Here is a 22,877-nt window from a genome sequence, read left to right as displayed (position 1 = left end):
GTTTATCTAGGGCTCTATTTTTATTGCTCAATTTTGGAGTTTAATAATGCGTTTTCATTTATTCAATGCATTTTTGATTTATATATCTCTTATTTCATGCTCAACCAATGCAACTGAATTTAATAGTTACTTTATAAAATCTGAAAATGAAGTTGATCTCAGTAACTTTGAAAAAGGAAACCATATTAAGGATGGAAACTATCTTCTTGATCTGTACTTTAATCAAGATTATCTAGATACTGAAAATTTAACTATTATTTCAAATCAACTTTGTATCGATAAGAAAACATTAAAGTCACTCCCATTAAATGAAAAAGGATTAACAATATACAAAAAAACATTATCAACAATCAATGACAATCAGTGCTTTAGACTGATCAATATAGAATATACTACTATTGATATCAATTTGGGGAAAGGACGCGTTGATATTTCGATGCCTCAAGAGTATTTAGCTGAAAATTATAAAAATGGCTTTGTTGAACCAAAACAATGGAATGATGGAATATCAGGAATCTTTCTTGATTATCATATGAATTACTTCTCAACAAAACAAAATTCAGATGCAAGTTGGGACAATAATTTAACCACCTATGGAATGTTCGGTGCTAATACTGGCCCTGTAAGGTTACGTGCTCAATATCAAAAAACCGATGATACTAGTGGAGAATTTACATCTTATTATGGGTATATTCCAATAAGAAACATCCAATCCAAATTCACTTTTGGTAATACTCAATTCGCCTCAAGTGTATATGATTCTTTTAACATGATAGGTGTGAACTTACAAAATGATGACAAAATGTTGCCATCCTATTTACGCGGATACTCTCCAACGATATCAGGCACGGTAGACAGTAATGCGGTAATTACTATCACTCAACAAGGAAGAGTGCTTAAAGTTGTCAATGTGAATGCAGGCCCTTACATCATTAATAATCTTTCACAAACCAGTCAAGGCGATATTAATGTGGAAGTTAAGCAGGCAAATGGAAAAACTCAAAATTATCAATTAAATGGGGCAGATGTTCAATATCTTACTCGCTCAGGAAAAATACGTTATTCCTTTTCTGCGGGGGTTCCTAATTCAAAAAATTATGAATATACGCCAGGTTTTTTATCAGTAGAATCCGCTTATGGTTTGAATAATACGCTTTCATTATTTTCTGGCACTCTACTTTCAAATAAGTATCAATCCTACACCTTAGGAAGTGGGGTTAATATTAATCAATTTGGTGCCTTATCCTTTGATGTCTCTCTCGCTCAAGCAGAGCTTGAAAGGGAAGGAAAAGTGACGGGGACATCTTATGGCTTTAGTTATAACACAACATTAACTGATTGGGGATTAGGTCTTCGCGTTGCTGGTTATCGATTTTCTGAAAAACAATTCTATGAATTTGATGAATATTTACATACCTATGATGATTATACTATCGCTAATATATATGCCTCAAATAACAATAAGAAAGATGAAAAATATATTACGTTAACTCAAAGCATCAAGGATATTAGTTTATTTTTATCTTATAACTCTAGGAATTATTGGGATAATCGTCGTTACTCAGAACGATATGATATTACAGCATCAAAACCTTTTATTATTAGTGGATTAACCTTTTATGTTAATGCAAATATTTATCATTCCGTCAATTCATATGCCAATTATAATAATGAAAATGGACTCACGTCTTCTTTATCAAATGATAATGAAAATGGTTGGGGAATTGGAATATCAATCCCATTAGGTAATGGGGATACCGTTTCGATGCAAACAAAAGTAAGTGATCATAAATATTCACAAAATATGGCCTATGCAGGAAAGGATGAAAGTCGTAATGCTAATTACCGACTATCATTTGATGAATATGAGGGCCAGTCTATTGGTGCCAGTGGTTCGTATAATCGAGATTTTTCTTATGTTTCCACTTCGGTAGGAGGAAGTTACCAAACAGATGATTATCGACAAGTGAATGCCAGCGCATCTGGAACCTTATTATTGACTAACCATGGTCTTGCTTACAGTAATTTAAATGCAGGAGATACTCGTTTATTAATCGATACTAAAGTTCCTGATGTTGCAATTCAAGGAACGGGAAAACAGTCATCAAATTCATTTGGTCTAGCTGTCGTGAATGGTGTCACTCCTTACCAAAAAAGTTGGAATACTATTGATTACAAATCTTTACCCGACAATGTGGAAGTTTTAGATTCAATAAAAAGTACCGTTCTTACAGAAGGTGCTATTGGTTTTCAAACCATACGAGCACGTCAAGGAGAAAGTTTCTTAGCCCAGCTTAGTAGTTCACAATTGATTCCGTTTGGTGCTTCCATCTTTGATGTCAATACAAATGAAGAAATAGGGATAGTAGGTTCAGATCAAACGGTTTATTTGTCAGGTGTAAATAATACTTCATTTTTGAAAGTTAGCTGGGGTAATAATGATTATTGCCACATCTCGATAAATGAAGAGCAACTCAATAATAACAATATTCGTCAATTAGAATGCATCTAATTAACTTAGAGGTTAAAGGTTATATGAAAACTTTATCAATCATAACTATTATATGGTGCTTTTTTATTCAGAATGCTCAAGCAGCATTAGCATTAGATCGCACAAGAATAATCTTTCCGGAGAAAAGTAAATTAGAAACGATCAGAGTGAAAAACCCTTCGAATTTACCTTATTTATCTCAAGCTTGGATAACGAATGATGAAGGAACTCAAATAATGGAACCATTTATGGTTGTTCCCCCTCTAATTCGTATTGAAAGTCAAGATTATGCACTTTTGAGAATTGAAAAAACAGGCATGACTCAAAGCCTACCTTTGGATCGTGAAAGTTTATTTTACTTCCATGTTCGTGAAGTTCCCCCAAAGGATCAAAATAAAGAACAAACAAACAAAAAGCTAGTCGGTGATACAGGGGGATCGATTCAATTTGCAATAGAATCGGTTATTAAAATGTTTTATAGACCTGACCAATTAAGCAGCATTGCTAATATTGATTTAGCTATATCAAAAGGCACAAAAATAACAAAAAAAGACAATCAAGTTTGGATTGAAAATAATTCACCTTTTTATGCTACTTATTTTTCAATCACAGATAATCATAAAAAAAAGATAAAAGGTCTTGATTCCATGATGCTAAAGCCATATAGCCGAAAAAAAATCTCATTGCTCATTAAAGGAAATTATTATATTACCCATATAAATGATTATGGCGCTTTAATAACTAATCTCTATCAGTGTGATAATGAGATGTGTCAATTTTCCGAAAAGATGAAGCAGGAGTAACTTTTCATGACGCGTTATATCCTATGGATTTTTGCTCTAATTCTGACATTAGGCATCAATACCCAAACCTGGGCTCTGGCTTGTTATAGCACTGATGCTGGTGGGTCATTTGGGGGAAGTGGTCCTGGTGGGGTCAGTCATTTTTATATCGACCCTTCAGCATCTGTACCAGAAAGTGCTCCAAACGACCAAGTTATTTGGAGAGGTACAACCCAAACAGTCACCATTACTTGTTATAAAGACGCTACACATTATCCACGTGAAAGAAAAATGGTTGAACAAGTCTATTTTTGGCCGGGTAAAACGGGAGATACGGGTGTACCTGATATATCTGGTATCAAGGTAGGATTTCGCTATAACGGCATAGATATCTATGGTTCCAAAACACCGGTAGAAAGTTTTATAGTTGACAAATGTGCTACAGGTGAAACGAATTCCGCGTGTGAAGTCAGAACAAAAGTAACTAAAACCATTACTTATCAACCCATTATTGTCACGGGACCAGGTACATTCGAAGGCTATTCATCTCCTTTAAATATATTTCAAGTCGATGGCGTTAAAGGTTATAACGGAAAATATTCGAACTATAATGCAGTTATAGAAAATATGGATGTTTTAAAACCGTCTAAGTGCGAAGTGGAATTAAAACTTCAAAATAACAATGTTGACTTTGGCTTACTTAATGAGAATGATATTAGAAATACAGTGACTCAACCAGTGTCTATTGTTGTAACGAATATTAAATATGGACCAGATTGTCGAGCAGTACAGTTACGTGGTTATTTCAATAATATAAGAGATGCAAATAACAACATTTATATTCCTGCATTTGACCCTAGTGGTAATAAACTAGAAGGCCTTGCTATTAAACTCCACACCGAAAATGGTACTCCTGTAAAATTAAATGAACCTATTGATCCTGGCTATGAAATAGAAAAAGTCGGTTATGATCGTTACAATGCTACTTTATATGCACTTGATTCAGATAATATAGACAAAGGAAAATTTGAAGCCATGGTCATTTATTCAGTATCCTACTTATAGAGATATAATAATGTTAATTAAAACTATCTTTTTAATATTGATATTCATTGGGAATATTTTCATTTTTCAAAATAGTTATGCATCTGAGATATCCACTCCAAGCCCATCATATTTAAATGATCTTTATTTTATAGCTGGGGGGGGGAAAGCAGAGTTTCAGGATTCTGATTTTTCAGAAAATGATAATATAACTCTCCTAAGATATGGGATCGGTTATAATTTCCCATGGTTTAGTACTGAAACAGCTTATCGAGGGTATTCTAATGGAGAAGATTTCACTATCCAAGGATTAGATATCCTTGCGCAAAAAACACTATTTGAATGGAGTGATTTCAAAATATCAGCAGGAATTGGAGCATACATTTATAAAAGCAAACTGGATAATCCTATCTATGACAGCCAAAGCTCCCATAATGATATTAGCCCTTTACTTAGCGTTGGCGGCTATTATCGATTAAATGAATATATTGATATCGGTTTAAACTATGATCATACTTTCAATATTGAATTTACTAGTCCGAAATACGACAGACCAACAAATGATGCTCTAAAACAATTTACATTATCTCTTATCGTAAGACCTTGGGGAGCTAAATCAGATAATGTAACTACCATTGAAATGGAAGAGTCGAATCCAAATATTATAACTATTTTTAATGAACAGTACGACAGTGAAACTTATGCCTATGACTCTTATCAATTAACCCCATCTAATCGAATATCATTGGATAATGCTATTGAACGTACAAGATCATTTGAACATTACGTAATAATAGTAACAGGTAGTGCCGATACTCATGAAAAATATCGTTCTTATAATGAAAAATTAGCCGATAAGCGTGCTAGAACCGCTATCAATTATTTGCAAAAGAATGGAATCCCTTCAGAACGTATCCATTTAAAAACCGATCTTTATCTATTATCACCTGAAGAAAAAGAAAGACCAAAAGCAAGAAAGGTCATTGTCGAAATTAAAAATATAGAATAGATGAAATAGTTTTATCTTTAAATAAAAAACGATGTCATTATTAGGCATCGTTTTTATATTTATTCAACTATTTTAGTGCGCTACGCTTGTTTTTTCATTAACGACTCGCGATATTGAACGATATCATCAATAGTTAATACTGGCATGTTATGTAGTTTGCCGAATGCCACGATCTCTTCTGCGCGCGCCATAGTGCCATCAGGGTTCGTTACTTCACACAATACTCCCGCAGGATTCAAGCCAGCAAGCTGCATCAAATCCGTCGTGCCTTCCGTATGACCTCGACGAGTAAATACCCCGCCAGTACGAGCGCGTAGAGGGAAAACGTGACCAGGGCGAGCTAAATCATCTGGCTTAGCATCGGCAAAAATGGCCGTTTTAATAGTGGTAACACGATCTGCTGCTGATACACCAGTCGTCACACCTTGCTTGGCTTCGATTGAAACCGTAAATGCCGTCTGATTCTGGCTATTGTTATTAATGACCATTGGCGGTAAATCAAGTTGATTAGCTTGTTCATCGGTTAAGCATAAGCACACAATACCGCTACACTCGCGAATCATTAGCGCCATTTGAGCATCGGTTAGTGTTTCAGCAGAATAAATAAGATCGCCTTCATTTTCACGATCCTCATCATCAAGTACGAGTACACCTTGCCCTTGTTGCAAGGCAACTAAAGCGACTTCAACACGCTCAATAGGATTTCCAAACTCGACCAATAACGAAGGTTGGTTCTGATTCATGGTAATATCTCCTGTGGATACCAGAATCAGGGCTCTTTAAGAAGGGGTCAGTAAGACAAATAGCAAAATCTACGCATTACCAACGTCAAAGCCACTAAACCACCTTAGAAATTAAGGTAGTTCAGTGTCATTTATCCTCTCCCATCCAGACTATAACTGTCGGCTCTGGCATCTCACCAGATCTGCTGACCCTACTTCAAAACGATAATGAATAGGCGCTCGCGGGCTGATAACATCAAGTGCTATTTACCGCCGGTGGGGAATTTCGCCCCGCCCTGAGAATAAGTTAAAAATTGTGCCACTTAGTGTGGTGGATACATACTATTACAGCGACAAGATAAAATCTATTTCCTGTTAGAGATAAATTCTAATACTAATCAAATTAATTAGGTGTTCAGAAATTACGCAGGAAAAAATTTTGAGAACAAGGCATAAATTTTTGATAACTAGTTGCTCTACAATCAACTTCTTTATAAACGAAAGGGATAACGTAGTTATCGAGGCTTTGCACAAGTAAGAATGATCAGATAATTAGTGCGATAAATATAAGCAGTAGCCAAGATCAAAAAAGCCTCAGACTAAGCTGAGGCTTTCACGATAACGTTTTTGTTAGGAACGAATTAAGCAGCAGCTTTAATTGACTCAACAGGTGCAGCAACTTTCTTTTCACCGATAGGAAGAATAGTGCGACCAAATTCTAAATTGATGACTGTGGCAACCGCTAGGTAAACCGCACTTGAACCACAGAAAATACCAACGACACCAGCAATATGGCCGATAGTTGCATTACCAGTAAAATCACCTGCCGCAAGCAAGAAAAATAGTAGAGTCAAGCTACCAAATATCACTTGTTTCGCTACTGGGTAACGAGCCAATGTTGCGATAAACATCAAGCCAGTGAAGATACCCCAGATGAGTAGGTAAGAGGCTAGAAAATACGTTGGTGTTACTTCTCCTAGCCCCATGCCAGGCATTAAAATTAGACCGACAAGTGATAACCAAAACATACCGTAAGAAGTGAAAGCTGTGGTACCAAATGTATTACCATTTTTATATTCCATAATACCAGCGATAACTTGTGCAATACCGCCATAAAAAATACCCATAGCAAGAATTACACTAGTTAATGGAAATAAACCTACATTATGTAGATTTAAAAGAATCGTAGTCATACCAAACGCCATTAAGCCTAACGGTGCTGGATTTGCTGGTTTTGTAGTAGTCGCGGTTGACATAGAATTACCTGATTAAAATATGAACGAAATTTTAAAAGCGGCGTATTATTGTCGATGATCGAAATTTTGTAAAACACTTTGTAGTATAAGTCACAAAAAACTCATTTAAAGTCATGAGAAATCTTAATATACCCTAGTGACTTCAAGATGCAGAATTCAGAGCTATCATCCACTCCTTTAAGCAAGGAAGATTGGCGAAAGAATGTAAGCACCTTTCAAACCAATCTGATGTGGCGTTAAATTGAATAGAGATAGAATAACTATGATCATATTCTGACTGAATAAAATAGGAACATAGTTATTATGATTTTACTATTTTTTCAGTAACTTTCGATTCAACAGTACCCGTATTCTGCTCTATTGCTACCTCTACTTCAGAGACATTAGTCTCTTTTGGTTGTGGTTTTTCTTTTAATACAATCACAGGTCGAGTTATAAATAAGCTATTCGGGTACAAAATCGAATCACCATCAAGGCTACGTAACTGAACATTCATAAAGCCCATTTCGGTGATCTCACCTTCCAAAAAATTAGCACCATCAACAACTCTCACCCAGCGCCCCACTCGACAATCATTCTGGGTAAACAAAATTAAAAAGCTGGTTAAGTTACTCAATAATGACCAACCAGCAAAGAGTGCCACCCCCAATAAAGCAAACATGGATGAACCAACGACTAATAAACCTTTTAATTCAATCCCCCATAACATCAATAACAAACAGATTAGAATGATAGAAGTAATAGTATTGAGCAATAGCCTAGCGCGTTGCTTACGGTGAGGACTAATACCACTTTTCATACTACGTAAGAAAATTTTACTCGGAATACGGCGAAGCATTGGATAAAACACTAAAACCAAAACCGTAATAAACCATTTGTAATAGTCTTGAGTAAACACCAACCATTCTTGAGATATTGTAGACATTAATCATTCGCCTCTATTTGCTGTTCACGAGTGATGGCTTTCTTTTGATAGCGATTGGCTAGAACTGCGCAATAAAATATTTGTAATGGGTGATAAATCATTATCGGCAACAATATCATCCCTAATCTAGGATCAGCACTAAAAATCACTTTCGCCATTGGCACGCCAGCTGCCAAGGTTTTTTTGCTACCACAAAACACCGCTGCCACTTCATCAGCATGATCAAAGCCCAGCCAACGAGTGCTTTTAACCATCAAGTTCACGACAAAAAACAATACCAGCCCACAAATTACAACCGACATAATGACATACTCAATAGAAAAACTATGCCAAACCCCCTCTGCTATGGAATCACTAAATGCATTAAAAATAATCAATAAGATAACGAATTTATCTAACTTACCAATAATACTTTTATACTTTTCAAAACTTGCTAGCAAAAAAGGTCTCAATAGTTGACCAAGCACCATAGGCAATAATAGCATCGTCGAAATAGAAGTAACTGAATCCATAACATCAATTTTAGCGCCCTCTAACCCCATAAAGACTTGAACCAAAAGTGGGGTAATTAAGATCCCAAGAATACTAGAAAGTGATGCGTTAAATATCGCTCCCGGCATATTGCCTCGACCAATCGCGGTCATAGCGACCGATGAAGATATCGTGCTCGGTAATACAAATAGAAAGCAAAAACCAAATGCCAATGCGCTAGGCATCACAGCCAATAATCCTTGACCAAACACTAGCCAAAGTAAAGGATAGAGAATAAACGTCGCCGATTGAATAAATAGATGCAGCCTCCAATTACTCATCCCCGCTTTTAACGATTGTGGAGAAAGGCCAATACCATGCAAAAAGAAAACGATCGCAATACCGAAAGCGGTCACCTGATCTAAATGCAAACTACCTTGGCTACGCCCAACATCAGGAATAATCGTAGCGAGTAACATGCAGATGACCATCGCGATTAAAAACCATTCTTTTTTTAATACTGCGACTAGATTTAAACGCATATGATTAATATCTCTTAATAAATAAAATTGGATAAAAACTTTGGAACTTCATTAGTATCGTATAAACTAACATGACGTACACACCATATATTATGAGATGCAGCCCAAAGAATACAAAGCGTTGTATTTTAAGCAAAGCCTTGTTTGACATAGAATATTAACTAATATTAATAAAATCACGATATTTTTATTAATAACTGTCATCGCATTATATTGAGCGAGCAGATAAAGGAAAAATAATGACATTAGATCATCTAGCTCTGGGCATACTTATTTTCGTCGTACTGGTGCTGTTTTACGGCATCATTGTTATTCACGATATCCCCTATGAAATTGCCAAAAAGCGCAATCATCCCCATCAAGATGCCATTCATGTTTCTGGCTGGGTAAGTCTATTTACTTTACATGTACTTTGGCCATTCTTGTGGATCTGGGCGACCTTATGGCGTGAAGATCGAGGTTGGGGCTTTAATAAACTACAAGCCGAACAAGATGATATGCACCATAAAGTGGATGAATTGAATAAGCAAATCTCTCAACTACAAAAACAAATGGCTGAATTATCACCTCAAGCAAAACCAACTGAGCACACACAAGAAAGCGCCAAAGGAGAATCAAACTAATGGAAACAATATTGATTCTAACCTATACCGCTTTTTGTATTGCGATATTTAAAATCTTCCGTATCCCACTCAATAAGTGGACGGTTCCAACTGCGGTTTTAGGTGGCGTAGTTTTACTTGGCTCTATCTTCTTAGCGATGAACTACTTCCAGCCATTCACTCAGTTGGGTGGCCAAATCTATAGCACGACACCAATGGTTTCTAATGTCCGCGCCCGTGTGGTTTCCGTCGACGTTGTACCAAACAAACTCGTAAAACAAGGCGATGTATTAGTCCGTTTGGACGATACCCCATTTAAAGCTGCGGTTGTACAAAAAAAAGCAGCACTGGCTGCCGCGAAACAAAATGTATTAGTTCTAGAAGCTGATTACAAACAAGCTGCCGCCACTAGTGTGCAAGCCTTGGCAGAAAGAGATCGCTCACAACGTGAAGCAGCGCGTTACCAAAAAGGTTACAAACGTGGCGCATTTACTTTGCAACAAGTGGATGACAAAAAACAAATCGCGAAAGGCGCAGAAGCCGCTTACCAAGCAGCCCTTTCTAATGAAAATGCCGCTAAAGCCGCGTTCGAATCACAAATTGATGGGGTTAATACCTCAGTTGCAGAAGCACAAGCAGCATTAGATAAAGCTCAATTTAATCTAGACCAAACAATCATTCGTGCACCAACGGATGGTTATGTTTCTCAACTAGCATTAAAGCCTGGTGTTATGGCAGTTCCACTCCCATTTAAACCAATTTTAACTTTCGTGAGTACTCAAGATCATTACTTCGTGGGTGCCTTCCGCCAAAACTCAACACTAAATATTAAAGCTGGTGATGAAGCAGATATGATATTTAGAGCGCTCCCTGGTAAGTCTTTCAAAGCAGAAGTGGAAGAAGTACTTCCTGCAATTGCTGAGAGTCAATTCCAAGCTGGTGGTGAACTATTAGGAACCAATGCTCTGCAAACTCAAGGCCGTATCATGGTAAAACTGAAACTGATTGATGATGTCGACCAGTATAACTTACCTATGGGAGCCAATGTTGAAATTGCAGTCTACTCAGGCAAGTTAGAACACGTTGCTATTATTCGTAAAATCCTAATTCGAATGAAAAGCTGGCAAAACTACGTGTACTTCGACCACTAATATCGATGCACTCACAGTAATACTTCAGGTACACAAAGCCCCAAATTGAACTGAGCCCCAATCGTTGGACAACCAACATTTGGGGCTTTTTGTTATCTAACATAAGACTTTCTATTCAATATCATGCTATTTAAGAATAACCTCAGCCACTGGACCAGAAAGACCAGCACCAATAATCACAACCGATGTTTTTTGTATTGTGTTCATTCTCAATCTCTATCTAAATTCAATTTTAATCAGCTTTAAGATGTATGACGCAGCCTCATAACGCTGTGCATCCCAAAATAGTTCAATAATATACAGATCGATTGAAGGCCTCATCGCAGCACGAACGCAGCGCAAAATACTGAGAATTTCCATCGGTGAGCAGCAATCTAGAAATTAACTCATCCACCACACATCAGCACCTTCTGGCAAGGCTTGTTGCTTATCGATCATATTGTCTGGGAAGAAATCAAACAGAGTTACCAAACCGTAATGGTTGCCGGTGGTGGTAAAGAGCGATGCCCTACTGAGTCAGCCGTTTTTGATACCCTTTTTGCAACCAGTTTAAAAAACGACTCTCCGAAAACCACTCCTCGCCCTTATGATAAAGACAGAGATGGCCTAGTCATTGGTGAAGACGCTGGTACTTTAGTGCTTGAAGACGATGAGCATGCCGTTGCTCGTGGCGATTTAGATTCTATTCGTGGAGACGGCCGTGAAATGGATTGCCAATACATCATGAGTAACGATTTCACATTTGGTGATATTAATACTTTAATTATTTTTAAAAAATACGCTTAAATAAAAGCGGCGCTTGTCAGATAAACCAGCGCCGCTTTCTCTTCATTTAGCAATAACTAGAACTTATAACCAATGCCAACCATGTAAACCCAAGGGTCGATATCAACATCGACGTTTAACTTGCCAACACCATTAAGCTCAACATTAGCTTCGGTATCAATATCGATATATCGAACCTGAGCATTCAAGGTGATATTATCGGTAATAAAATAATCCATCCCTACTTGGCCAGCCCAGCCCCAAGAGTTATCTAAATCTAAGTTACTGAACCCTTTATCTTTAGCGCTATCATCAACCGATTCATCAAAAAATATTGTATAGTTTACACCAACCCCGACATAAGGTTGAAATTTCGATTGAGTATCCATCGGGTAATACAATACGCTTAAAGTTGGTGGTAAGTGTTTCACATTGCCCAATCCACCGTTCAAAGAGTCAAGCCCTGCCGGTGAACCGCCTAATGTAACATCATGGCTAAATGGGGTTGCAGCCAACAACTCAAGTGCCCAGTGATCTCTCATCATATAAGCAAAATTCAATCCAAGCTGAGTATTATTATCCACTGAAACGTCACCACCTAAATTGGTTCCTCCAGCTTTAATACCTGAATTACTTTCATCCGGTGCGACTAATACCGCGCCAGCCCGGACTAAAAAGTCACCTTGTTGTAGAGCAGCATGAGCAGACACTGAAGTAAAACCTGCCGTAATAAGAGCTAAAACTATCAAAGACTTTTTCATTATTTCACCTATATTGTTTTTATTATGATTCCTCAATATTCAACAATAAAAACAAATGGAAGTACCACTTTTGAGTTACATCAATTTTACTTATGATTTCCCCGTATAAATTGACAGGACGTGATCACACCATCATTTTACCTAGTGAAATAACCGTAGGTAAAAATGGAACCTATGTTTAGACTATAAGATTTACACTGATATCAGCAGAAAGTAGGAATAAGCAATGTACAAAATCGGAGAACTGGCTAAATTATGCAGTATCAATAACGACACACTACGCTTTTATGAAAAATCAGGCTTATTAAGCCCATCTGCTCGCTCTGAATCTGGCTACCGCCTATATAACGAGCAAGATAAGCAAGCACTACAATTTATTATTAGAGCTAAAAAGGTAGGATTTAACCTTGCAGATATTAAAGAGTTACTTGAAATCGAAGTCGATAAAGCCAGTAACTCTTGCTTTGATGTCAAACAAGTGGTTGATGCTAAACTTGCGGATGTGGAGCAAAAATTGGCGGAACTACAACATTTTCAACGCTCATTAAAAACCTTATCGTCCGCTTGCTGTGGCGGAAAAGGTAGCGCAGAGGAATGTACCATCTTACAAGCCTTGGAAACCAATACGGAGAAAGTGAAAGTCGAAAAACATCACCACTCCGAAAGCTGTCAGAAACATTAACTGGCAATATTAATAGTGAGCTGTAATTTCAATGGCAAAGAAGACAAGCGAGTTTCAATGCCATGTCTGGCTTGTTCAATATCATCACGTGAGATCAGTTCACTAGAATCATCAACATGAAGATCCACATCGACCCACAATTCATGGCCAACCTTCACTACACCCGCTAATTCAATTTCTTGTTGAGAATCTTCATTCGTCACTATAATGCTTTGATCAACGGTTTGGTAAATCTCTTTACTTGGTGCCATCAAAAAGATTTCTCTTAATGCAGATCGCAACATCTCAAACGGTACTTTAATAAAATAAAATGACATCAGTAGCATCATCATTGGGTCTGCATATACCGCGTATTTTGCCAACGGTGTTAACGTCATCAACCAAGCCACCACAAACCCCGCGGTGACAGCAACACTCAATAATGTATCCATTTGCCATTGCTTCACTTCAGCATCAATCAAACCAGAGAAATGCTTGTTTCGTAATGAGATCATGCACCACCAAGCCAGACCACAACCAATAACATTGATAACACCAAAGGCGGTTGCAATCGAAACATCAACAGCACGGCCTCCAGTAAACATGGCGCCAATCGCTGAATATAATGAATAACTGACGATTAATAAGATCACTGCTCCTTTGACCGCGATAACCGCAGGTTCGAATAGCGCGCGACCAAAAGGAAATTGAGCATCGGATGGTTTTTTAATATAACGAGCGGCAACGAGCGACAATAATGTTAACAGTAGGCTAACAAGGGAATACACCCCATCAAACATGATGACTAATGAGCCAACAAGTAAGCCAACAATCAAGCCTCCCCCTGCAAACATAGATGCAAAAACAGCCGAGAAAGCTAAAACACGATTTTCGTTAAACCTTGAATGAACAGACATATTAATACCTTTAGATAACTAAAGATATTTTGGCGAAATGGAGGAGCTTTACAATAAAGATTTATAAAAACTAAAAATGGAAATGTATCAATAAAAATTAACTTAATATTATTCAATAACTAACCTCTAAAATTAACTGTCAAATTAAATGACACTGGCTGACCTAGCAAAGTAAAGAAGACTAAAAATACTTTAGAAGTCGAATAGATAATCACTCACTTTATCGACTAACCAATCAATGGCAGGACTATCAGCGCCTTCAGCAACACTGAACATACAAAAATCTTCTTGGGTTAACCCATAAGTGTGGCGAATCACCGAAAGGCGCTGTTCACGCAAGTGATGACGAATCAATGGCTCAGGAAGTACTCCCCATGCTGATTCAGTCAATATGGTATTAAGCATGTATTCAAAACTAGAGAAACCAATATAGCGACGAGAAAAAGGCTCTAAACTGGCATTATCTTGCTCATTCAAGTAAGCCATGACTGCTTGCATAGACTTACGTAATTCTTCATCTGTCACTCGTTGAATTTTGCTTAATGGGTGGGTTGAGCTGCACACCGACATCATGCGAATTTTACCCAGAGGCTGACGAACAATACGAGCATCATCGATATGTTCGTAATCCACTCCAAATGCAAAATCCACTTGTTGTGTGGCGACTAAATTGGCCAAGTCGCCACTAGAAGCCAGAATGATATTAAACGAAGTACTAGGAAACTGCTTACTAAGCGAATGGGCAAACTCCTGCCATAACATATCCGGCAAGGCGTCATCACGAGCTATCCATATTTCAGCGGCAAACTCTTTAGAAACTTGAGAACAAATGCGACGAACACGTGAAGTGGTAATAAGAATACTTTCAAAATCCTTATAAACCGCCTTACCAATCTCAGACAAGGTTAAGTTATTGCCAGTGCGGATAAACAACTTAACATTTAGATCCGTTTCAAGTGCTTTAATTGCCATACTAAGTTTGGTGCGATTGCATTCTAGCTGTCGGGCCGCTTCAGAAACGGAACCGGTATTAGCAACGGTGCAGAATGCTTCTATTTGTGACAAGTTCATAGCTGACTCACCTAATGAAAGTCTCAGAATAATAAACAATTTTTGAAAGATTGCCTAATATAGGTGATATAAAAATGGCTGTGTCCAAACCGGAACACAGCCATTTAGTCACAACCAATATTTAATTGCTAGAATCGTATGTAAACCATTAATTTAAAATGAAATTACTCAACCGTCACTGCCTTGGCTAGGTTCCTAGGCTGATCGACATCGGTGCCTTTAATCAAAGCAACATGATAAGAAAGCAACTGCATTGGAATGGTGTAGTAGATTGGCGCGGTGATCTCGCTGACATGTGGAAGATTAATGATCTTCATGCTTTCGTCTGCTTCAAACCCTGCACCTGCATCCGCAAACACATACAGTAAACCACCACGAGCACGGACCTCTTCGATGTTTGATTTAAGCTTTTCAAGTAGATCATTATTTGGCGCAACAACTACCACTGGCATATCGGCATCAATTAACGCTAGAGGACCATGTTTTAGCTCGCCCGCAGCATAAGCTTCTGCATGAATATAAGAGATTTCCTTAAGCTTTAAAGAAGCTTCTAGTGCAATGGGATAATACTCACCACGGCCTAAGAATAGCGTGTGATGTTTATCGGCAAAACCTTCGGCTAAGGCTTCAATCTCTTTATCGTAAGCGAGTGCTTTCTCAATTTGAGAAGGCAGTAGATGCAAAGCTTCCACAATTTCCGCTTCTTTTGCACTATCGATACGTTGCTGCTGTTTACCCATTGCAGTAACTAGCATTAATAACGCTGCTAGCTGAGTAGTAAAAGCTTTAGTTGAAGCTACGCCAATTTCAGTACCAGCACGTGTCATAAAAGCAAAGTCCGACTCGCGAACAAGAGATGAGCCGGCGACATTACAAATGGTCATCGCTGACATGTAGCCTTTTTCTTTAGCTAAGCGTAATGCGGCTAAGGTGTCTGCTGTCTCGCCCGATTGAGATAGGGTAATCAACAGGCTATTTGGACGAGTAACAAATTTTCGGTAGCGGAATTCTGATGCAATTTCCACATCACAACTGACGCCAGCCAAAGACTCAAACCAATAACGTGCTGTCATACCAGCATTATAAGACGTACCACAAGCGATGATTTGCACATGTTCAACTTTAGATAGGATCTCGGCAGCATTCACACCGATGCTTTCCGTCACCACAGTATCTTTGGTGAGTCGAGCTTCCATAGTGTTAATTAATGCGGTTGGCTGCTCAAAGATTTCTTTCTGCATAAAGTGGCGATATTGACCTTTATCACCTGCATCATGCTCTGCGCTTGATTCAGAAACCGTACGCTCTACTCGTTCACCATTCTCAGAAAAAACGGTCACATCCCGACGAGTCACTTCAGCAACATCCCCCTCTTCAAGGTACATAAAACGACGAGTGACATTTAATAGAGCCAATTGATCCGAAGCGATAAAGTTTTCACCCAATCCTAAGCCAATCACAATCGGGCTACCTGAACGTGCAACAACTACACGGCTTGGATCTTTACGATCAAATACGACCGTACCGTAAGCACCATCAAGCTGCTTAACCGCTTTTTGCAATGCTTCGATTAATGTTTCAGAAGTACGACGTTCCCATTCAACTAAATGAGCGATCACTTCAGTATCCGTTTGAGACTCAAACACATAACCACGTTCACGCAAGGTTTCACGCAATGCTTGATGATTTTCAATAATGCCGTTGTGTACCACCGAAATATCATTAGAAACGTGTGGATGAGCATTAATTTCCGAAGGTTCACCATGAGTTGCCCAACGAGTATGAGCAATACCAGTACCACCAAACACATCGGCAGCTTCAATTGCATCGGCTAATTCTTGTACTTTGCCTAAGCGGCGCACGCGCGTCATGTTTGAATCAGCATTGACCACTGCGACGCCCGCTGAATCATAGCCGCGATATTCCAAACGACGTAAACCTTCAACAAGAATTTCAGCTATATCACGCTGCGCAACAGCACCAACGATTCCACACATATTGTTATCCTTTTTTATTCCTTTACCAACAGCAAGCAAAAGGTGGTAAAGCGTAATTTAATAAATTGATTAATTTTAAGTGTTAAGTTTTTTGATATTAGGCAATCAGCACTTGCACGTTATATTTCTGTATTTGTGCTTGTTGTTCGTCAGTGATGCCATTATCAGTTACCAACACATCGACTTTGTCCCATGCCAGTTCTAAATTTGGAATTTTTCTACCAATCTTGTCAGATTCCACCATCACTACCACACGGCGTGCTACTTCGGACATCACCTGACTTAAACCTAAAAGTTCATTAAATGTGGTGGTTCCTCGATCTAAGTCGATGCCATCTGCACCAATAAATAACTGATCAAAATCATAAGAGCGAAGCACTTGTTCTGCGACTTGACCTTGGAATGATTCCGAATGGGTATCCCAAGTTCCACCTGTCATTAGTAATGTGGGTTCACTTTCTAGTGCATTTAATGCATTAGCAACATTCAGTGAGTTGGTCATCACAACTAAACCACGCTTGTAATTAAGTTGTTCAATCAAAGCACCAGTAGTGCTACCGCTATCAATAATGATTCTATGGTGATCTTTAATAAGCGATGCTGCGGCTTTCGCCAACTCAACCTTTCGCTTCGAAACTTCTTCCGAAAATGCTTCATTGATAATTTCTTTAGGTAAAGAGATTGCCCCTCCGTAACGGCGCAATAGCAAACCACTAGCTTCTAATGCTGACAAGTCTTTTCTTATAGTGACTTCAGAGATATTGAATTGCTTATTCAATGCTTCAACACTAACCTCACCCAATTCATTTACTTGTTGAACAATAAGATGACGTCGCTGTTGAGTATTTCGTTTTGACATAAAATAAAACCAACAAAGTTTCGAAACGAAACACATTAAACACAATCGAAACTTAATTGTCTATTTTTTTCACTATAAAAAATAAATGTTTTTCGAAGAAACCTTGCTCTAAGACAAGTAAGTATCGTGATCTTCCCCACAAAGACTGGTAAAATTATTACCCTTATTTAAGAAACAAAATTACAACGCAGCCCCTCGCAGACTGCAAAATGAAATGGTGGCTGCAACGAAAATGAAGTGTGGCCATGCGAGAATGGGAATAATGACTACAATGTAGCTCATGCAATAAAAACTCAGCAAAGAATTTCTGTTTTAATGCACTCAACCAATCAAGTTGCTTGCGATTAAAACGTGTAAAAATTGAAAAATGTAATATTACTTACCGGAGAGTATCTACTCATGAAAAAGACCAAAATCGTATGTACGATTGGCCCGAAAACTGAATCTATTGAGAAACTAACTGAGCTAGCAAACGCTGGCATGAACGTAATGCGTTTGAACTTTTCACACGGTGATTTCGAAGAGCACGGCAACCGTATTGCTAACCTTCGCCAAGTAATGAAGAACACAGGTAAGCAACTTGCGATCCTTTTAGATACTAAAGGTCCTGAAATCCGCACTATCAAGCTAGAAAACGGCAACGATGTTACTCTAGTTGCTGGTCAAGATTTCACATTCACAACCGATACTTCTGTTGTGGGTAACAAAAACACTGTAGCGGTAACTTACCCTGGTTTCGCTCAAGACCTTAACGCTGGTGATACTATCCTAGTAGACGATGGTCTTATTGAAATGGAAGTTGTTTCAACGACTGATACAGAAGTGAAATGTAAAGTGTTAAACAACGGTGACCTAGGCGAAAACAAGGGTGTTAACCTTCCCGGTGTTTCAGTAAAACTTCCAGCACTAGCTGAAAAAGATAAATCTGACCTTAAATTTGGTTGTGAACAAGGCGTTGATTTCGTTGCTGCTTCTTTCATCCGTAAAGCAGACGATGTAAAAGAAATCCGTGAATTGCTATGTGCAAACGGCGGCGAAAACATCCAAATCATCTCTAAAATCGAAAACCAAGAAGGTGTGGATAACTTCGATGAGATTTTAGAAGCGTCTGACGGCATCATGGTGGCTCGTGGTGACCTAGGTGTTGAGATCCCAGTTGAAGAAGTAATCTTCGCTCAGAAAATGATGATCGAGAAATGTAACCGTGCACGTAAAGTGGTTATTACTGCAACTCAAATGCTTGATTCTATGATCAAAAACCCACGTCCAACTCGTGCAGAAGCGGGTGATGTGGCAAACGCAATCATGGATGGCACTGATGCAGTAATGCTTTCTGGTGAGTCTGCGAAAGGTAAATACCCTGTTGAAGCGGTAACTATCATGGCGCAAATCTGTGCTCGTACTGATAAAGCTCTAAAAGCAGAACTCGGTTCTCGTTTAGACAGCCCTCGCCTACGTATCACAGAAGCAGTATGTAAATCAGCAGTAGAAACTGCCGAGAAACTTGCCGCTCCAGTTATCGTTGTGGCAACTGAAGCTGGCAAATCTGCTCGTTCAGTTCGCAAATACTTCCCGACAGCGAAAATCATTGCCGTTACAACTAACACTAAGACTGCAGCACAGCTTTGCTTGTCTAAAGGTGTAACGCCAATCGTTGTTGAGTCTATCAATAATACTGAAGACTTCTATCGTCAAGGTATAGCTCTAGCGCTAGAAACAGGCTATGGCAAGAAAGGCGATGTAACCGTTATGGTTTCTGGTGCTCTAGTACCATCTGGTACAACTAACACATCTTCTGTTCACGTTCTTTAATTAAAACGAACGGATAGAAATACCAAAAGGAGGCCAATTGGCCTCCTTTTTTATACTTTCCTTACACCAACAAAACACAATCCACTTTTAGTTGTACAACTCACTGCACTATCTTCCCTATCACCTTCTTCCCTATATTAGATACTACCTTTACTGCACCATTACCAACCAAAAAATTCCTGATGATGAGTGTTCAGCAACACCACCAACAATAAGAAATATAAAGCACTAATATTGATAGCAAGTACTAACAAACTAGCAATTGTTATTCTAACAACCACGACATTAGACATAAGCTACTCACCGAAATTGGTAAATATTCATTCAATAAGTTTAGTGAAGTTTTACCGATTTATTAGACTAACGTCTTAGATCTTTTCTTCATATACCCAAGTAACTTCAAGCTGCGAGTTTCAGCAAGAATAAAACAAGCTTTAGGCAAGGCAAATTGAGTATAAAAAATTGGAGCATAAAAAAACGCAACCTGTCGGCTGCGTTATCTGTTATTACGTTATGATCTATAAAGTAACTGATGTTATGCTTTTAAAGCACGCTCTCCCCGAGCAATACCCACCACCCCACTACGCGCAACTTCAATGACATCGGTCATTTCAGATACCGCTTTGATGAAGGCATCTAATTTCGCACTATCGCCAGCTAATTGAATGGTAAACAACGACGCTGTGACATCGACAATCTGCCCACGGAATACATCAGATAAACGATGCACTTCAGCGCGAGAAAAACCACTGGCTTTCACTTTAACTAACATTAACTCACGCTCAACATAGTCATACTCTGTAACCTCTTGTACTTTCAACACATCGACAAGTTTATGTAAGTTTTTTTCAATTTGCTCAAGCTGCAGCGCATCGGTAGCGGTGGTGATATTAATACGTGATAAAGTTTCATCATCCGTCGGAGAAACGGTTAATGACTCAATGTTATAACCTCGCTGTGAAAACAAGCCAACAACACGTGATAAAGAACCCGGTTGGTTTTCTAATAATAATGAAATGATATGTCTCATATTAGGTTCTCTCCGTCTTGCTTAACCACATTTTATCCATCGCTTCACCTTTAATTTGCATTGGATAAACATGCTCAGTTTCATCAACATTAATATCAACAAACACGAGACGATCTTTCATATCCAAGGCTTTTTGTAGGCCAGCTTCTAGCTCTTCAGGTTTATTAATACGAATTCCAACGTGACCATAAGCTTCAGCAATGGCTGCAAAATCAGGCACAGAATCCATATAAGAATGAGAATGGCGACCTTGATAAATCATATCTTGCCACTGCTTCACCATGCCTAAGAAACGGTTATTCAAGTTAATGATCTTAACTGGGATAGCATATTGCATACAGGTCGATAGTTCTTGGATATTCATCTGAATACTACCATCACCAGTAATACACACCACTTCCTCTTTTGGCATAGCAAACTTAACGCCCATTGCCGCTGGTAAACCAAAGCCCATGGTGCCTAAACCGCCAGAGTTAATCCAACGACGTGGTTTATCAAATGGATAATATAATGCAGCAAACATTTGGTGCTGCCCTACATCAGAAGCGACATAAGCCTCACCTTTAGTGAGCTTGTAAAGCGTTTCAACTACCTGCTGAGGTTTAATGCGATCCGAATTATGATCAAACGCTAAACACTTACGATTACGCCAACTTTGTAGTTCTTGCCACCAAGTTTCAAGCGCTTCGCTATCTTGCTCTACACCTTGATCTTCAAGCAGCTTTAACATGCTATTTAACACTTCATCGGCAGAACCAACGATAGGTAAATCCGCTTGAATAGTCTTAGAAATCGAAGATGGATCGATATCAATATGCATGATCTTGGCATTAGGGCAGTATTTTTCGACATTGTTGGTAGTACGATCATCAAAACGTACCCCGACACCAAAAATAAGATCAGCATTATGCATAGCCATATTGGCTTCATAAGTGCCGTGCATGCCTAACATACCAAGGGAATTATGATGAGTTGCAGGGAAAGCACCAAGACCCATTAATGTGCTGACTACTGGCAAGTTAAGCGCTTCAACCAGCTTAATTAATTGCTCGCTAGCTTCTGCAATAATCGCTCCACCACCGACATAAAGCACTGGTTTCTTCGCTGCCAATAAGGCTTTCAATCCTTTCTTAATTTGCCCTTTATGACCCGAAGTTGTCGGATTATAAGTACGCATTTTAATTTCATCAGGGTAGTGATAAGGAAATTTTTCTAATGGATTTAATACGTTTTTCGGCAGATCAACGACCACAGGACCAGGGCGGCCAGTAGACGCAAGGTAAAACGCTTTTTTAATAGTTTCAGGAATATCTTCTGCTTTGGTGACTAGAAAGCTATGTTTAACCACAGGGCGGGAGATCCCCACCATATCACATTCTTGGAAAGCATCATTACCAATTAGACTACTTGGTACCTGACCCGATAGAACAACCATTGGTGCAGAGTCCATATAGGCAGTTGCAATACCAGTAATCGCGTTGGTAGCGCCAGGGCCTGAAGTCACGAGAACAACACCAACTTTACCAGTTCCACGTGCATAGCCATCAGCCATGTGAACCGCGGCTTGTTCATGGCGAACCAGCACGTGTTCAATATCACTCTTTTCATGTAGAGCGTCGTAAATATCCAGAACTGAACCGCCTGGATAACCGAAGATGTGCTCTACACCTTCATCTATTAGGGAGCGGACGATCATATCCGCACCAGATAACATTTCCATGTTGCCTCCTGTTAACTGAATCTCACTATCCTTAATTAAAGCGTGATGATTCAGTGCTACATAGTTAGGGCTTATTTTTAGCCTAAGAAACTTCAGGCTGCTTATACTTTAGATTTCAATAAAAGTACTACAACCTTGCTATGTACCTATTTGCATTGTCATAACAAGCAACTAGGGTGCATAAGTTCTAAATTACATTCGAACTTGATCACTTTACCGCCATTAACAGAAACTTGTCTATTACTCTAAAATTATTTAAATCATAAAAACTAACAAACAACCTACATAA

Annotated in this window: 19 protein-coding genes, 2 pseudogenes and 1 riboswitch; of the genes and pseudogenes, 9 read left to right on the top strand and 12 right to left on the bottom strand. The window is 38.6% G+C overall.

Annotated elements, in window-relative coordinates:
* The first annotated feature begins 46 nt into the window (after positions 1-46).
* The 4 genes from ACN0T8_RS07575 to ACN0T8_RS07560 are packed head-to-tail and all read left to right on the top strand — an operon-like array spanning position 47 to position 5,326.
* Positions 47-2,512, top strand: a complete 2,466-nt coding sequence (locus ACN0T8_RS07575) for a fimbria/pilus outer membrane usher protein (protein WP_417880024.1) — start codon at positions 47-49, stop codon at positions 2,510-2,512.
* A gap of 23 nt (positions 2,513-2,535) precedes the next feature.
* On the top strand, positions 2,536-3,294 hold the full coding sequence (locus ACN0T8_RS07570; protein WP_417880023.1) for a molecular chaperone: 759 nt from the start codon (positions 2,536-2,538) through the stop codon (positions 3,292-3,294).
* A 6-nt stretch (positions 3,295-3,300) separates the two neighbouring features.
* On the top strand, positions 3,301-4,338 hold the full coding sequence (locus ACN0T8_RS07565; RefSeq protein WP_417880022.1) for a fimbrial protein: 1,038 nt from the start codon (positions 3,301-3,303) through the stop codon (positions 4,336-4,338).
* Positions 4,339-4,348: 10 nt separating this feature from the next.
* Positions 4,349-5,326 (top strand): OmpA family protein, encoded by a 978-nt coding sequence (locus ACN0T8_RS07560; protein ID WP_417880021.1) that lies wholly within the window; start codon positions 4,349-4,351, stop codon positions 5,324-5,326.
* Between the two features lie 80 nt (positions 5,327-5,406).
* On the opposite strand, the gene ribB is transcribed toward ACN0T8_RS07560, so the two are convergent.
* The 4 genes from ribB to ACN0T8_RS07540 all read right to left on the bottom strand — a co-directional run bounded on the left by ribB (position 5,407) and on the right by ACN0T8_RS07540 (position 9,191).
* Positions 5,407-6,069 (bottom strand): 3,4-dihydroxy-2-butanone-4-phosphate synthase, encoded by a 663-nt coding sequence (ribB, locus tag ACN0T8_RS07555; RefSeq protein WP_417880020.1) that lies wholly within the window; start codon positions 6,067-6,069, stop codon positions 5,407-5,409.
* Positions 6,070-6,198: 129 nt separating this feature from the next.
* Positions 6,199-6,356, bottom strand: a riboswitch (FMN riboswitch).
* 333 nt (positions 6,357-6,689) lie between these two features.
* Positions 6,690-7,304 carry an acetate uptake transporter gene (locus tag ACN0T8_RS07550; protein ID WP_417880019.1) on the bottom strand — a complete coding sequence of 205 codons (615 nt, stop codon included), beginning with the start codon at positions 7,302-7,304 and terminating at the stop codon, positions 6,690-6,692.
* 301 nt (positions 7,305-7,605) lie between these two features.
* Entirely contained in the window at positions 7,606-8,229 is a 624-nt protein-coding gene (locus ACN0T8_RS07545; RefSeq protein ID WP_417880018.1) for a mechanosensitive ion channel domain-containing protein, read from the bottom strand.
* The gene (locus ACN0T8_RS07540; RefSeq protein ID WP_417880134.1) at positions 8,229-9,191 is read right to left on the bottom strand and encodes a bile acid:sodium symporter family protein; all 963 of its coding nucleotides are present in this window, start codon (positions 9,189-9,191) and stop codon (positions 8,229-8,231) included. Before ACN0T8_RS07540 ends, ACN0T8_RS07545 begins: the two co-directional genes overlap by 1 nt.
* 290 nt (positions 9,192-9,481) lie before the next feature.
* Between ACN0T8_RS07540 and ACN0T8_RS07535 the strand changes: the two genes are divergently transcribed.
* Together ACN0T8_RS07535 and ACN0T8_RS07530 are read left to right on the top strand one after the other, a co-directional pair.
* Positions 9,482-9,865 (top strand): DUF3302 domain-containing protein, encoded by a 384-nt coding sequence (locus tag ACN0T8_RS07535; protein WP_417880017.1) that lies wholly within the window; start codon positions 9,482-9,484, stop codon positions 9,863-9,865.
* Positions 9,865-10,995, top strand: a complete 1,131-nt coding sequence (locus ACN0T8_RS07530; RefSeq protein ID WP_417880016.1) for an HlyD family secretion protein — start codon at positions 9,865-9,867, stop codon at positions 10,993-10,995. Before ACN0T8_RS07535 ends, ACN0T8_RS07530 begins: the two co-directional genes overlap by 1 nt.
* Positions 10,996-11,217: 222 nt before the next feature.
* On the opposite strand, the pseudogene ACN0T8_RS07525 reads toward ACN0T8_RS07530, so the two are convergent.
* Positions 11,218-11,445, bottom strand: a pseudogene (locus ACN0T8_RS07525) (SAM-dependent methyltransferase); the annotation flags it as partial.
* Here ACN0T8_RS07525 and ACN0T8_RS07520 point away from each other — a divergent pair.
* Positions 11,440-11,781, top strand: a pseudogene (locus ACN0T8_RS07520) (beta-ketoacyl synthase N-terminal-like domain-containing protein); the annotation flags it as partial. The pseudogenes ACN0T8_RS07525 and ACN0T8_RS07520 sit on opposite strands and share 6 nt — an antisense overlap.
* Before the next feature lie 56 nt (positions 11,782-11,837).
* Here the strand turns inward: ACN0T8_RS07520 and ACN0T8_RS07515 are convergent.
* The gene (locus ACN0T8_RS07515; RefSeq protein ID WP_417880015.1) at positions 11,838-12,521 is read right to left on the bottom strand and encodes an OmpW/AlkL family protein; all 684 of its coding nucleotides are present in this window, start codon (positions 12,519-12,521) and stop codon (positions 11,838-11,840) included.
* A 226-nt stretch (positions 12,522-12,747) separates the two neighbouring features.
* Here ACN0T8_RS07515 and zntR point away from each other — a divergent pair, with 226 nt between their 5' ends.
* The gene (zntR, locus tag ACN0T8_RS07510; RefSeq protein ID WP_417880014.1) at positions 12,748-13,203 is read left to right on the top strand and encodes a Zn(2+)-responsive transcriptional regulator; all 456 of its coding nucleotides are present in this window, start codon (positions 12,748-12,750) and stop codon (positions 13,201-13,203) included.
* Here the strand turns inward: zntR and ACN0T8_RS07505 are convergent.
* From ACN0T8_RS07505 to ACN0T8_RS07490, 4 genes are all read right to left on the bottom strand, one after another.
* Positions 13,200-14,099, bottom strand: coding sequence for a cation diffusion facilitator family transporter (locus ACN0T8_RS07505; protein WP_417880013.1), 900 nt, complete (start codon positions 14,097-14,099; stop codon positions 13,200-13,202). The two genes, zntR and ACN0T8_RS07505, sit on opposite strands and share 4 nt — an antisense overlap.
* A 192-nt stretch (positions 14,100-14,291) precedes the next feature.
* Positions 14,292-15,170 (bottom strand): LysR family transcriptional regulator, encoded by an 879-nt coding sequence (locus ACN0T8_RS07500; protein ID WP_417880012.1) that lies wholly within the window; start codon positions 15,168-15,170, stop codon positions 14,292-14,294.
* A 164-nt stretch (positions 15,171-15,334) separates the two neighbouring features.
* Positions 15,335-17,167, bottom strand: a complete 1,833-nt coding sequence (glmS, locus tag ACN0T8_RS07495; protein WP_417880011.1) for a glutamine--fructose-6-phosphate transaminase (isomerizing) — start codon at positions 17,165-17,167, stop codon at positions 15,335-15,337.
* A gap of 97 nt (positions 17,168-17,264) precedes the next feature.
* A complete protein-coding gene (locus ACN0T8_RS07490; RefSeq protein WP_417880010.1) occupies positions 17,265-18,026 on the bottom strand; it encodes a DeoR/GlpR family DNA-binding transcription regulator in 762 nt (253 codons plus the stop codon).
* A 399-nt stretch (positions 18,027-18,425) separates the two neighbouring features.
* Between ACN0T8_RS07490 and pykF the strand changes: the two genes are divergently transcribed.
* On the top strand, positions 18,426-19,838 hold the full coding sequence (gene pykF / locus ACN0T8_RS07485; RefSeq protein ID WP_417880009.1) for a pyruvate kinase PykF: 1,413 nt from the start codon (positions 18,426-18,428) through the stop codon (positions 19,836-19,838).
* Between the two features lie 535 nt (positions 19,839-20,373).
* Here pykF and ilvN read toward each other — a convergent pair.
* Together ilvN and ACN0T8_RS07475 are read right to left on the bottom strand one after the other, a co-directional pair.
* Positions 20,374-20,868 (bottom strand): acetolactate synthase small subunit, encoded by a 495-nt coding sequence (gene ilvN / locus ACN0T8_RS07480; protein ID WP_089122190.1) that lies wholly within the window; start codon positions 20,866-20,868, stop codon positions 20,374-20,376.
* Between the two features lies 1 nt (position 20,869).
* Entirely contained in the window at positions 20,870-22,588 is a 1,719-nt protein-coding gene (locus ACN0T8_RS07475) for an acetolactate synthase 3 large subunit (protein ID WP_417880008.1), read from the bottom strand.
* Positions 22,589-22,877 lie beyond the last annotated feature (289 nt).

The organism is Vibrio sp., assembly GCF_048266485.1.
Classification (GTDB): domain Bacteria; phylum Pseudomonadota; class Gammaproteobacteria; order Enterobacterales; family Vibrionaceae; genus Vibrio.
Note: the sequence above shows the minus strand (reverse complement) of the source record. Positions and strands in the feature narration are given on the sequence as shown.